11 protein-coding genes are annotated in these 12,615 nt (G+C 34.0%); all 11 read left to right on the forward strand.

The window, feature by feature from the left end:
- Window positions 1–5: 5 nt before the first annotated feature.
- The 11 genes from BHU72_RS00195 to BHU72_RS00245 all read left to right on the forward strand — a co-directional run bounded on the left by BHU72_RS00195 (window position 6) and on the right by BHU72_RS00245 (window position 12,580).
- Window positions 6–1,022 (forward strand): UDP-N-acetylglucosamine 4,6-dehydratase family protein, encoded by a 1,017-nt coding sequence (locus tag BHU72_RS00195; RefSeq protein ID WP_069700610.1) that lies wholly within the window; start codon window positions 6–8, stop codon window positions 1,020–1,022.
- On the forward strand, window positions 1,019–1,993 hold the full coding sequence (gene galE / locus BHU72_RS00200; protein ID WP_069700611.1) for a UDP-glucose 4-epimerase GalE: 975 nt from the start codon (window positions 1,019–1,021) through the stop codon (window positions 1,991–1,993). The genes BHU72_RS00195 and galE overlap by 4 nt, the downstream gene beginning before the upstream one ends.
- The gene (locus BHU72_RS00205; RefSeq protein ID WP_245671817.1) at window positions 1,966–2,994 is read left to right on the forward strand and encodes a UDP-glucuronic acid decarboxylase family protein; all 1,029 of its coding nucleotides are present in this window, start codon (window positions 1,966–1,968) and stop codon (window positions 2,992–2,994) included. The genes galE and BHU72_RS00205 overlap by 28 nt, the downstream gene beginning before the upstream one ends.
- Complete coding sequence (locus tag BHU72_RS00210) at window positions 2,954–5,875, forward strand: motility associated factor glycosyltransferase family protein (RefSeq protein ID WP_069700612.1); 2,922 nt, start codon at window positions 2,954–2,956, stop codon at window positions 5,873–5,875. Before BHU72_RS00205 ends, BHU72_RS00210 begins: the two co-directional genes overlap by 41 nt.
- 175 nt (window positions 5,876–6,050) lie before the next feature.
- Window positions 6,051–7,064 carry a dTDP-glucose 4,6-dehydratase gene (gene rfbB, locus BHU72_RS00215; protein ID WP_069700613.1) on the forward strand — a complete coding sequence of 338 codons (1,014 nt, stop codon included), beginning with the start codon at window positions 6,051–6,053 and terminating at the stop codon, window positions 7,062–7,064.
- 12 nt (window positions 7,065–7,076) lie between these two features.
- A complete protein-coding gene (locus BHU72_RS00220; protein WP_069700614.1) occupies window positions 7,077–7,808 on the forward strand; it encodes a sugar phosphate nucleotidyltransferase in 732 nt (243 codons plus the stop codon).
- A 21-nt stretch (window positions 7,809–7,829) separates the two neighbouring features.
- Window positions 7,830–8,936 carry a DegT/DnrJ/EryC1/StrS family aminotransferase gene (locus tag BHU72_RS00225; RefSeq protein ID WP_069700615.1) on the forward strand — a complete coding sequence of 369 codons (1,107 nt, stop codon included), beginning with the start codon at window positions 7,830–7,832 and terminating at the stop codon, window positions 8,934–8,936.
- An 8-nt stretch (window positions 8,937–8,944) separates the two neighbouring features.
- A complete protein-coding gene (locus BHU72_RS00230; protein WP_069700616.1) occupies window positions 8,945–10,219 on the forward strand; it encodes an ATP-grasp domain-containing protein in 1,275 nt (424 codons plus the stop codon).
- A gap of 4 nt (window positions 10,220–10,223) precedes the next feature.
- Window positions 10,224–10,760, forward strand: coding sequence for a methyltransferase domain-containing protein (locus BHU72_RS00235; RefSeq protein WP_069700617.1), 537 nt, complete (start codon window positions 10,224–10,226; stop codon window positions 10,758–10,760).
- 2 nt (window positions 10,761–10,762) lie between these two features.
- Window positions 10,763–11,791, forward strand: a complete 1,029-nt coding sequence (locus tag BHU72_RS00240) for a radical SAM/SPASM domain-containing protein (RefSeq protein WP_069700618.1) — start codon at window positions 10,763–10,765, stop codon at window positions 11,789–11,791.
- 15 nt (window positions 11,792–11,806) lie between these two features.
- On the forward strand, window positions 11,807–12,580 hold the full coding sequence (locus BHU72_RS00245; RefSeq protein ID WP_083248147.1) for a class I SAM-dependent methyltransferase: 774 nt from the start codon (window positions 11,807–11,809) through the stop codon (window positions 12,578–12,580).
- Window positions 12,581–12,615: the final 35 nt, after the last annotated feature.

Genomic DNA, 12,615 nt, shown 5'->3' on the forward strand with positions numbered 1-12,615 from the left:
ATGTAATGTTTGAAGGAAAGAAAATATTAATTACTGGTGGCACAGGAACAATAGGACAAGCAATGGTCGATCGATTGCTCCTAATGAAGCCCGAAGTGATTCGTATTTTTAGTCGTGATGAATACAAACAATTCCAGATGAAAGAAAAGTATCGCGAACATGAAAACATACGTTTCTTACTTGGAGACATCAGGGATAAAGAAAGACTTGGTCGTGCTATGAACGATATAGACGTTGTTTTTAGTTTGGCTGCTTTGAAGCACGTTCCGGCCTGTGAATACGATCCTTATGAAGCTGTGAAAACAAACGTTATAGGTACACAGAATATAATAGCCTGCGCCCTTGAACATAACGTTAAAAAAGTGATATATGCAAGTAGTGATAAGGCTGTTTCACCAACTAACACAATGGGGGCAACAAAACTATTAGCAGAAAGACTTGTATCATCCGCTGATTATTCTAAAGGCAAGGCCAAGACTATATTTTCTGCTGTTCGTTTTGGAAACGTTATTGGTTCTCGAGGTTCAGTGATTCCTTTGTGGAGAGAACAAATTATCCGAGAAAAGAAGATTACTATTACAGAGCCTGACATGACGAGATTTATGATGTCTATTTCAGAGTCAGTAGAACTACTTTTGGAAGCTTGCGAAAAATCGTCAGGCGGCGAAATATTTGTACTTAAAATGCCAATCATTCGCCTGATAGATCTTGCTTATGCTTTGATTGATGTGATATGTGAAGAGGTCAACATCTCACCCTCAGAGATAACAATACAACAAATTGGACTGCGCACAGGGGAAAAGATGTACGAAGAGTTAATGACAGAAGACGAATCTTTATACGCAGTAGAATATGAAAAAATGTTCGCTGTACAGAGGACATATAGTAATAATCACACAAATAACAAAAGTCCTAAGAGCTATAGTTCCTATGGTCAAGATGTATTATCGATTACTGAAATCTACCAGCTTATCAAGAGTGCATTAAATAGCTACTGCCCTATGATGGAGGAAGTTAAATGATTTTAGTTGTAGGTGGAGCGGGTTATATTGGTTCACATGTTGTTAAGCAACTATATAAAAATGGGCAAGATGTCATTGTGTTTGATAATTTTAAGAATGGTCATCGTGAATTTGCAAAATGGGGCAAATGTTTTGAAGGGGACCTTAATGATATACATACTCTAAATCAATTGTTTGAAACTAACCAGATTAATTCAGTCATTCATTTTGCAGCCTATGCTTATGTGAATGAATCAGTTATGGACCCACAAAAATATTATCTAAATAATGTAATGGGAAGTTTGAATTTACTAAAAGCTATGCTTACCCATAATGTGAAGGAGATAGTTTTTTCATCTACTTGTGCAACCTATGGAAATCCAACATATATACCAATTACAGAATGCCATATACAAAAACCAATAAATCCATATGGATGGTCGAAACTTATGATTGAACAAGTGATTAAAGACTATCACCATGCTTATGGTTTACAGTATGCAATCTTACGGTACTTCAATGCTGCTGGAGCAGATATTGAAGGTGAGGTAGGGGAATGGCATGAGCCTGAGACTCATTTGATACCAATTATTTTACAAGTGGCATTAGAGGAAAAGGATTCGGTTCAAATTTTTGGAACTGACTACGAAACTCCAGATGGAACTTGTATTAGGGATTATATTCATGTTATGGATTTAGCCGATGCGCATATAAAGGCAATGAATTATATTAAAGGAACGCAACAATCAGAAGTATTTAATCTTGGTACAGGGAATGGCTTTTCGGTAAATGAGGTTATCAATACCGCGCGAAGCATAATAGAGAAGCCGATAAGAGTTGTAGAGAGTCAAAGAAGACCAGGCGATCCAGCTATTCTTATTGCTAATAGTAATAAAGCAAATAACTTATTAAAATGGGAACCTCAATACAGTGACTTGAGAACGATTATTAGCAGCGCTTGGAAATGGCAACAGATATTAAGTATGAAGTAGGTGATGCAATGGGTAAGAATATTCTAATTACTGGTGGAGCAGGTTTTATTGGTTCACATCTAAGTAAAAGATTAGTGAAAGAGGGCCATAATATTATCTGTCTAGATAATTGCTTTACAGGCAGCAAGTCTAATATTCAGGAATTATTACATTTAAATAATTTTAATTTTATGTATCACGATATTACGAATCCTATAGAGATTGATGAACCAATTGATCAAATATATAATCTTGCATGCCCTGCAAGTCCAATTCATTATCAACATGACCCTGTAAAAACTGTTAGAACTAATGTAATGGGTGCAATTAATGTATTAGAACTAGCGAGAAGAAAGAATGCTACTGTGTTTCAAGCTTCGACTTCTGAGGTCTATGGCGATCCCACTGTGCATCCGCAAGTAGAAGAATACTGGGGAAATGTGAATCCAATTGGACTTAGGAGCTGCTATGATGAAGGTAAGCGTTGTGCAGAAACGCTATTTTTTGACTATCACCGTCAATATGGAGTCAAGATTAAGGTAGTTAGAATCTTTAACACTTACGGTCCTAATATGCATCCTAATGATGGCCGTGTAGTTAGTAATTTCATTCTTCAAGCCATTCGTGGAGAGGATATTACAATTTATGGTGATGGGGGCCAAACTCGGTCATTTTGTTACGTCGATGATTTAGTAGAAGGTTTTATATGCATGATGAATTCAGACGAGGAATTTATTGGTCCTGTTAATCTTGGAAACCCAGGAGAATTTACAATCAAGGAACTTGCAGACATTGTTATAGAAATGACAAATTCAGCATCAAAAGTTACTTATAAAGATCTGCCGCAAGACGATCCCAAACAGAGAAAACCAGATATTTCTTTAGCAATGGAAATGCTTAAGTGGGAACCCACGATTCCTTTGAAAGAAGGTTTACTAAAGACGATTTCATACTTTTTAACTTTAGAGGGTGATACAAGTGATGTTTTTACAAGAAAACCTGAAGTTATTAAAAGCGTTTAATAGCGATTTATATGAGTTTGCAAAGAAAGATAATGAATATATTGGTAGTGATGCAGCTAACATTATTACATCGAAAATAGGTATTCCTTCTCTTCAAATTCATAGAGAAAATAAAAATATGTTAATACATAGTAAGTATGATCCATTAAAAGAAGCTGAATCGTTAATTGAAAGAAGTAGTGAGGAAATAAAGCAATACACACATGTACTATTTTATGGTATGGGGTTAGGATATCATATTGAATATTTTGCTAAAGCTTATCCAGATAAAAGAATATCGATTTATGAACCAAATCAATCTGTATTTAATGCATTCTTAAATTCAAATTCATTAAATAAATTCCCATTAAAAAATATAGAATTCTTTTATATTGAGTCAGCAGAATCTGATTCAAACGCGTTCTTGCAGAATTTGGCTTACCAAATGTATGAGCCAGTTATGCTATTTGTATTACCAAGTTACCAGCAGGTTTTTCCCGATAATATACAAAACTTTACAAAATGTTTCATAGAGATTATACGGAACCAAAAGCTTCAATATAAAGTTCAGTTAGCATTTGGAAAACGCTGGGTAATTAACAGTTTGTTTAATCTGCGCGAAACTTTCAACAGCAAAAACATATTTAACGATACTGATAAATATTTTCGAAATAAACCTGTAGTAGTTGTATCTGCTGGACCTTCTTTAGAGGAAGAATATGAAAATTTACGCTATATAAAAGAGAACCATCTAGCTTTTATATTTTCTGTAGGGTCTGCTTATAAAGCATTATTAGCTCAAAAAATTATACCAGATGCTATTTTAACTTATGACCCGCAAAAGCATAACTATGAGGTTTTTTCGATGCTATATCATCAGAACATTACTCAAGTGCCATTGATTTATGGAACGAGTGTTGGATTTGAAACGTTAGAAATGTATAAGGGGCCTAAAATGCACTTTTTTACAAGTGCTGATACGGTTTCAAATTATTATTTAAAAGATATAAATAGCAAATCAACGAAAGTAATAAATGATGCTCCTACTATAGCTGCCATTACGATGCAAATCGTTGCTGAATTGGGCGCTAATCCAGTGATTCTAGTTGGGCAGAACCTAGGGTTTAAAGACAACAAGTTTTATGCAGGAGAAGTTGAATATCATAGTAGAACCTCTTCGATAGTTGCAGAAGATTTAGAAGATCTTATAGAGGTCGAAGATGTGAATGGGGACAAAATTGCAACTAACCGTGGCTTTAATACCATGAGAAAGGACTTAGAAACATATATTGCATCATATCCCAATCTAAAAGTAATAAACACCACAAGAGGCGGTGTGAAAATTGCGGGGACTATCTATCAAGAGCTTACTGAGGTAATTCATAAAGAACTATTAAATAGCAATCTATCTATAGAAATAAATGAGTGGCACCATACTCCAGAATTACCATCTTATGATAATGTGTGTATTAAGGATAAAGTTGAGTCGATGGAATATTCCATCCATAATTTTCGAATTCAGTACAGAAAAATTAATAAATTAATACATAAGATGAGAAAAACAAATATATTACAAAATGATAAGGATATACGTACTAATATAGCTGCAGTCAACAATGAAGTTAAAAGTCTCCTAGACACAGACTTTTTTAAGGTGTATTTATCGCTTCCTTTGAAATATCATACTGAAAATCTTGTAAAAAGAATTTTAGGGTTACAATTTATTGATGATTTACAAGTAAAATCGCCGAAAATTTTAGGTTATATCACTAGCTACTTAGACTACGTTAAGCAGACAAGCGAAGAATTAATCCCGTATATTCAAGTTGCAAGCAAGCAAGTAACGGATAAACATAACGAAAACAATCTATATTTAAGTGACTCAGGAGTATTTTCTTATGAGGGTAAATGGAACTCTCATAATTATTTAAATGTAAAATCAGATAATCTAAGGTTAATTGAATACTACACAAATGAGATAGGGAGTAAATTAAAATTTAACTTCCAAGGCAAAAGTTTACGGCTCCTGGGATCTTTGAGGTCAGATCGAACTAGCAAAATTAAGTTGATTTTAGATGGAAATACATATGATTTATCGGAACAGAATGCTATTGATAAAGAGGATACGCCGAAACTAATGAGTGAGTTTTTTAAAGTTGATAATTTAGACAAGGGAAGAACGCATTCTGTAGAAATTGAAACTCTCGATGATAATATATTTACGTTTTATGGAGCGGATACTGATGGTAGACTGTTCCACTTAGATGAGGTTACAGATATTAAAGATCTTGATTTAGGTAAACGTATCCGTTGCCATTATAGGGCAAATTACAATCAAGTTGGGGAATTTGGTGTGTTGGGAGAAAAAGTAAAAGATTTTATTCACCCGGAAGCTACGGCTTATCCAGATGGTGACTTCTATTTTATTATGGTTGATATTGATGAGTCTGGAAATAAAAAAATGATTGCAGACCGGAACGTTCAACATAGTATTTCTTGGGAGACGTTAAATAAAAAAAATATGGTATTTGGCGATAAGTCTGAAAATCCAAGCTATAGATTACTTACTGGTGGACAGGCACCAATGGATCAAAATGGAAATGCTTATGAAGGAATTACAGACAATAAATGGGCATGGCCTACAACTAATGAATGGGATAGCTATATATATAGTGATATTTTTAATGAAAGCATTTGGAATTGTCAAAGTATAGGTTCGTGGTGTCAAGAACAGTCATTATTTTCGTTTGGTATTCGTGACATAGATAACTATAAGGTCGTTCGAGGGCCTGTAATCTCCGATAAACATAAGAAAGTAATAACTTTTTCTGTATTCACTATAGTAGGAGTTAATCATCTTAGAGGATATAGACCAGTTAGTATCATTAACTTAGAAAAATAAAGAAAACTTAGTTCAGATGAGTTTTTACTCCACCTAAACTCTAGTTGCACTTATTTCGAAGCTTGGCGGCACTTATCTCCCACTTATAGTAGTGTGAGTATTAGTAAACGCCGCTGAGATAAAAGAGTGGCTAAACAATATAGATCCTAATTCAATTTAAAGCGAGGAATATGTCGTGAACATATTAGTAACTGGTGGGGCTGGATTTATTGGTTCAAATTTTTTAAATTTATTTGTACCTAAATACAATGAATATAATTTTATTAATATAGACAATCTCACATACGCATCCAATTTACGTAATTTACGTAATATTGAAAACATGTCGAACTACATCTTCAGGGAAATTGATATTTCTAACCAAGAAGAGCTTTGCAAAGTATTCGAACAGTATAAGCCAGATTGCATTGTTCATTTTGCTGCTGAAAGTCATGTGGATAAAAGTATAATCGAACCACAGCAGTTCGTGCTAACAAATATTATAGGTACATTTAATTTATTGGAACTATGTCGACAATATTGGACTACGTTTGAGGGAAAATTATTTCATCACATTAGTACAGATGAGGTATATGGTTCCTTAGGAAAAACAGGTCTCTTTACAGAAAATACGCCGTATAATCCAAGTAGCCCGTATTCCGCCTCAAAAGCATCCAGTGATCATTTAGTAAAGTCATATTATAAGACATATGGATTACCAGTAAAAGTAACAAATTGTTCGAATAACTATGGACCCTACCAATTCCCGGAAAAGCTAATACCAACTATAATTATGAATGCACTTAATGGTAAACCATTAAAGATCTATGGCGACGGTTTAAATGTTCGTGATTGGCTTTATGTTGAAGACCATTGTAAAGCTATCTGGACAGTCATGGAAAAAGGGGCAATTGGTGAAACATATAATGTTGGTGGTAATAATGAATGGACGAATAAAGATATAGTGATTAGAATTTGTGAACTGCTAGCAGAAGAAATAGGAGTAGAGACCAACGAGCTTCAGAAACTTATTGAATATATTGAAGATCGTCCAGGTCACGATCGGAGATATGCAATAGATTCCTCGAAAATTATGAATGAATTAGGTTGGATGCCAGTAGAAAATTTTGAAACAGGTTTATTAAAGACAATTCGATGGTATATTACGAATCAATCCTGGGTTCAGCATCTTTCTTCTAGAAATATATAGGGGGTTAATATCATGAAAGGTGTTATATTAGCTGGAGGATTAGGAACAAGATTATACCCGTTGACGAAAATTACTAATAAACATCTTTTGCCAGTAGGTAAAGAGCCTATGATATTAAACCCAGTCAAACAGTTAATTTCGGCGGGAATCAACAACATTTTAGTTGTAACGAGTAAAGAGCATATGGGAGATGTTGTGCGATTATTAGGAAGTGGTAGAGACTATGGCTGTAGCTTTACTTTTAAAGTGCAAGAAGAGGCGAAAGGTATAGCAAATGCTCTGTTATTAGCTGAAGATTTTGTAAACAAAGACAGTATTACCGTTATACTAGGTGACAATATCGCAACACATAGTATAAAGCCGTATGTTGATAATTTTATTCGTCAAGAGTCAGGTGCAAAAGTGCTTTTAAGAAAAGTATCTGATCCAGAAAGATACGGTGTTGCGGCTCTCGATGAACAAAACGTTATTGAAATCGAGGAGAAACCAAATAAACCTAAAAGTGATTATGCTGTGATTGGAATTTATATGTTTGATCATAAGGTTTTCGACATTATTAAATCTATTAGACCATCTTCTAGGGGAGAATATGAAATTACATCAGTTAACAACGTATATTTAGAGAAGAAAGAACTCACGTATGACATACTTGGTGGTGAATGGACAGATGCAGGTACATTTGAATCACTTCAATATGCTAATGAAATTCTCTTGAAATACGATAATACTATTATAGATTCTTAAAACAAACACGGGGTAATTCGTATGAGTCATAGTGATGAAAAATTATTCGTAACAAAAGCATTTCTACCACCAATAGAAGAATACATTCAATATTTACAAAGAATATGGACAACGAACCAACTAACGAATAACGGTCCATTATTACAAGAATTAGAAGATAAACTGAAACACTACCTAGGCGTTAAACATTGCTTTGTTGTTAGTAATGGAACACTTGCATTACAATTGTCGATTCGTGCCTTACAATTAACAGGAGAAATTATTACTACGCCGTTTTCTTTTGTTGCTACAAGTTCTTCAATTGTGTGGGAACAATGTACTCCAAAGTTTGTTGATTTAGAGCAAGATCAAATACACGTAAATATTGGTCAGATAAAGAGTGCCATTAATAAGAATACCTCAGCTATTCTACTAACCCATGTATATGGGCAACCATGTGATGTATATGCTTTAGAGGAGCTAGCGAAAGAACATAATCTTAAAATTATATATGATGCTGCTCATGCATTTGGAGTTAAATTCAAAGGGAAATCACTTTTGACTTTTGGTGATATTTCTACTCTTAGTTTTCATGCGACAAAGTTGTTTCATACCGTTGAAGGTGGAGCACTACTTACTGAGAATGATGAAGTTGCACAACGTATATCATGCTTGAGAAATTTCGGGATTTTAGATGCTGAAAATTTTGGCGGAATAGGAATTAACGCGAAGAACTCAGAGTTTCACGCTGCAATGGGTTTGTGCATATTTCCTTATTTAGATACTATCATTCAGTTGAGACGAGAGAAATATACTTTTTACTGCTCACTTCTTAAGAAGTATCAACATCGTATCCATATCCCAATTCCTAGGGAAGGAACAGAGAGTAATTATGCATACTTCCCGATAATTCTAGAATCTGAGCGATTATTATTGGATTTAATACAAGCTTTTCATAACCATAACATTTATCCAAGAAGGTACTTCCATCCGTCACTTAACAAGCTGAGTTTTTTATCGAATTCCTGTAGCTTGCCTTCTGCAGAAGATGTTGCTTCAAAAGTCTTATGTCTACCATTCCATGCAGAAATAACCTATGATGAAATACTGAGGGTGGATCAAATTATTGAAGACGTTATAGGAAAGTAGGAAATCTAATGAATGTACTAGTTTTTCCATGTGGTTCAGAGATAGGGCTGGAAATCAATAGGGCTTTATCTAATGTGAAAGGGATTAAACTTTTTGGAGCATCTAGTGTGTCATCAAACCATGGAAAATACGTATATGAAAACTATATAGGGGATGTTCCGCATATTCACAATGAAGAATTTATCGGGAGGCTTAATGAGCTCGTTGAATCTTATGAGATTGACGTCGTATTTCCTGCTCATGATTCTGTCGTTTTAGAGCTATCGAAACATATCGACAAGGTAAAGTATAAGATTATTACTTCGCCTTATGAAACGTGTTTTTTGTGTAGATCTAAGCTTCGTACATACAATTTCTTTAAAGACATCATTAATACACCGTATATTTTTGAAAATAGCGATATAGAGAAGAATTTCCCGATTTTTATGAAGCCTGATATCGGTGAAGGTTCACGGGGTGTTCATTTAGCTCATAACAAAGAAGATATTGATTTTTATTTAAGTAAGGACCCGTCACTATTATTATTAGAATATCTTCCAGGAAGCGAGTACACGATTGATTGCTTTACGAATACAGCAGGGCAACTATTGTTTGTCAGCGGCAGAGAAAGAGTAAGAATTAGCAATGGAATCAGCGTGGAAACAAAACCTGTAGAGTTAACAGAAGTATATGAGATAGCTCATAAAATAAACAACTCTATTCCATTACAAGGAGCTTGGTTTTTTCAATTGAAAAAACGAAATAACGGTGATTTAGTGTTATTGGAGATTGCACCAAGGATTGCGGGTTCTATGGGATTAGTTAGAAATATGGGTGTGAATCTGCCATTGCTTAGTATTTATGATAAAAGTGGAATTGCCGTTAGTATTCTTGCTAATTCTTATGACATAGTGATGGATCGAGCCTTACATTCAAAGTATAAAATTAAAATAGAGTACAATCATGTATATATAGATTTAGATGATACTATTATATTTAATGGGAAACTGGTACCGACAGTGATGCATTTTATTATCCAATGCATAAATCGTGACATTAAAGTCCATTTGCTATCTAAGCATAGAGGAGAAATTATAAGTTATCTTGAACGGTATAGAATTAAGCAATTATTCGATACTATTACTAGGATTGATGACACAGATGAGAAACATAGATTTATAAATCAACGGGATGCAATCTTTATTGACGATTCTTATCAGGAAAGAATAAGTGTTAGTCAGCGCCTAAAAATTCCAACTTTCGATATTAATTCAATTGAATCACTTATAGATTGGAGAGTTTAAGTATATGAATGTAAGTGAAATCGATAAGCTACATTTACAAATTATTAGAAAAAATGTAGAGGACTTTCTCTTTCAATGTGCTTCTTCGTATGATATGTGCGATACACAACTATTAGAAATCGCACCCCAAATCCATGAAGGGGCTAAAGCTTTCTTTACAAAAACAACAATTTCAACTTTGGATATAGATTCTAGTTCTGGTGCGGATTTTATTGCTGACATATGTCAAGATAACTCTGCAATTATCTCGGCAGAGTCATTTGATTATATAGTTTGTACTGAAGTTTTAGAACACACATTAAATCCATTTTGCGCAGTTGATGAAATCTATAGAATTCTTAGAAAAAACGGAAAAGCATTTATTACCGTACCTTTTAATTTTCGTATTCATGGACCCCTCCCAGACTGCTGGAGATTTACAGAGTATGGGTTGAAGGAGTTGTTTAAGAAATTTAAGATTCTTGCTCTTGAGAAAATCGATACAACTGATCGAGACCTGATGCCTATACAATATACTTTAATCGTTGAGAAGGGGGACTAGCAATGAAATTATCTTTTGCCGAAAAGAATAGTACTCGTATGGACTTGAAAACCATTGTACCTCTAAATATGCCATTAGGAATCTGCATTGAACCAACAAATGTATGCAACTTCAAATGCAAAATGTGCCCTGTAAGCTTTAATGATTTTTATGATATCAATGGTGGTAGAAATTTTATAGACTTTGAACTGTACAAAAAAATCATACAAGACGTATTAGAAATGGGAAGGCTAAATAACCTTAACTTATATGGGGATGGAGAACCTTTTTTAAATAAGAATTTAATTGAAATGATTCGTTATGCTAAGGGAAAAGATGTATCGAATAATATTACAGTAACATCTAATGGCTATTTACTAAACGAAAAGCTTGCAGAAGAGACTGTCAAAAGTGGGCTAGATTATATTCGTTTTTCAATATATGGTTTTAATGATGAGGAATTTAAGTCGATTACACAGACTAAAAACGATAGTAACGTCATTTTGAATAATATAAAAAGACTTCGAGAATTAAGAGATGAGCATAATTCTAACTTGCATATCTATGTGAAAACTATTTTACCGCAAGACCAAAAGAATCTTGAGCAAGATTTTATACGAACGTTTACAAATATAGCTGATGAAATCGGAATCGAGCATCCTATGAACTGGAATGGGTATGACAATAGAAAGTTAATCTCGAATATTGACGAAAATTGTTCCACAGACGAAACTATGATTCAGGGCTATTATAAAGAAAAAAATAAAGGCGGATATAAGAAAGTATGTACAACGCCTTTTACTAGCCTAAACATTAAATCAAACGGCGATGTAGTAATATGCATTGTTGATTGGAATAAAGGGACTAAAGTAGGGAATATCAAGGAAAGCTCTCTGAGTGAGATATGGAATGGCGATACTTTAAGGGAATTTCGAAAAATGCATTTAATAGGACAAAAGCATGAAAATGAATCATGCATGAACTGTAAGCACATGTATAGTAATCCTGATAACATAGACGAAATCTCGGACATTCTCATGAGTAAAATATAGAGGGACGTGCTGCTGATGGAAAAAACTAATACAATACATGAGATGGCTTTTTTGGAAGAAACGAGTAAAACTTATCGAGATTCTCTACAAAGTGATACGATTAGGAGGCTTGCTATTCAAACATTTCTTCCCTATTTAAATGGTGGTGTAGCGTTAGAGTTAGGCTGTTCTGATGGACTAGCTACTAATATGATTGCTTCGAAAGTAGATCAGCTTGATGTTATAGATGGTAGTAAATATTTTATTGAAAAGGCAAAAAACAATCTAGAGCAAGATAACGTGTACTTCTATTATTCTTTATTCGAAGAGTTCCAACAAAAAAACAAACAAAAATACGATTACATATTTGCTTCCTACGTTTTAGAACATGTTATGAATGTGGAAGAAATATTTCATATGATGAGAAGTAATCTTAAAGATGATGGATTATTATTTATAACGGTGCCAAATAGTAGGGCTCTTTCTAGACAATTAGCTCTTCACATGGGTCTCTTAGATGATTTGAAAATCCTGACAGCAAATGACACTTTACATGGTCATAGGCGTGTGTACGATAGAGTCACTTTAAATAAAGAAATAGAGAAATTTGGTTTTATTAGTATATCTCAAGGCGGAATTATGTTGAAAATATTAGCCGATTTCCAGATGGATGAGTTAATGGGAAAAGGAATCTTATTAGAAGAACATATTCAAGGTTTATATAAATTAGGCCTAGAGTATCCTGATTTATGTGGTTCTTTGTTTTCTGTGTGTAAGAAAGCTCGCGATTGTAATCATTCGTCAATATGAGTTAGATCATTCAGTCCTATAGACAAATTGATTAT

It is taken from the genome of Desulfuribacillus stibiiarsenatis (assembly GCF_001742305.1).
GTDB classification, from domain to species: Bacteria; Bacillota; Bacilli; order Desulfuribacillales; family Desulfuribacillaceae; genus Desulfuribacillus_A; species Desulfuribacillus_A stibiiarsenatis.